Genomic DNA, 1,128 nt, shown 5'->3' with positions numbered 1-1,128 from the left:
AGCGCGACCACGGTGGTGAACGCCCGCGAGCGACGCCGGGTGACCTGATCGACGGCGACGACCAGCGCCGGCGCGACCCACACCCAGTGGTGCGACCACGAGACCGGCGACACCAGCAGCACGGCGGCCGCGTTGACCAGCAGCGCCGAGACGTCCTTGCCCGCGCCGATCAGCCGGTACATCCAGATCGCGGCCAGCGCGACCGTGACGGCCGACAGCGCGATCCACAGCCCGGTGGCGACCGACTCGTCCATCCCGAGGCGGAACAGCGTGCCCTTGATCGACTGATTGCCCGCGAAGTACGGGGTGCCGATGCGGCCCGTATCGGTGACGGTGTCGAACCAGTACTCCACCGAATCGGCCGGGAACAGCAGGAAACCGAGCCCGACCGCGCCGACGGCCGACACGACCAGGGTGATCGCGGCCTTCCAGTCCCGCTTCAGCAGGAAGTAGAGCAGGTAGGCCGCGGGGATGAGCTTGATCGAGACCGCGATGCCGATCAGCATGCCGCGCGGCCAGAACGGTTTGCGCACCAGGATGTCGAGGGCGATCGCGGCCATCAGGATCAGGTTGATCTGGCCGAAGTTGAAGGTCTGGCGGACCGGTTCGAGGAATTGGGCCAGGCCGAGACCGGCGATCACCACGGTCAGCACCGCGATCCGGTCGAGCTCGGGACGCACCCGGACCAGGACCAGCCACAGCGCGATCCCCAGGCTCAGCAGCGAGGTCACCAGCACGACGACCTCGGCGACCGGGATCGGCATCAGCGCCAGCGGCACGAAGAACGCCGCGGCCAGCGGGGGATAGGTGAACGGCAGACCCAGCCCGTAGACCGGCGGCATCGGCCCGTACAGATCGCCGCCGTCGAGCCAGACGCGGGCGCCGTTGCGGTAGACCCGCAGGTCGATGTAGCCGTGCCACCAGTGCGCGAGCAGCGCGATCGCGGCCGAGACGACGAACAATCCGATCGCGGCGGCCAGCCAGCGCAGCCGCCGGTCCCGGTCGGTCCGCGCGGGTGGGGGAGCCGACGGTCCGGCCGGAGTGGAACTCGGCACCGCGTCATGCGCGGGAGCAGTCGACTCGACCTGCTCGGCAACCCCCGGACTCTCGTTTGAGGTCGCCGCTGGC

1 protein-coding gene is annotated in these 1,128 nt (G+C 70.0%); it reads right to left on the bottom strand.

The window, feature by feature from the left end; all coding sequences use genetic code 11:
- Window positions 1-1,055, bottom strand: a 1,055-nt coding sequence (locus tag ACWDNU_RS46570) for a glycosyltransferase 87 family protein (protein ID WP_449673541.1), incomplete at its 3' end; no start/stop codon positions are given.
- Window positions 1,056-1,128: the final 73 nt, after the last annotated feature.

This window comes from Amycolatopsis sp. NPDC003676 (assembly GCF_053587275.1).
Note: the sequence above shows the minus strand (reverse complement) of the source record. Positions and strands in the feature narration are given on the sequence as shown.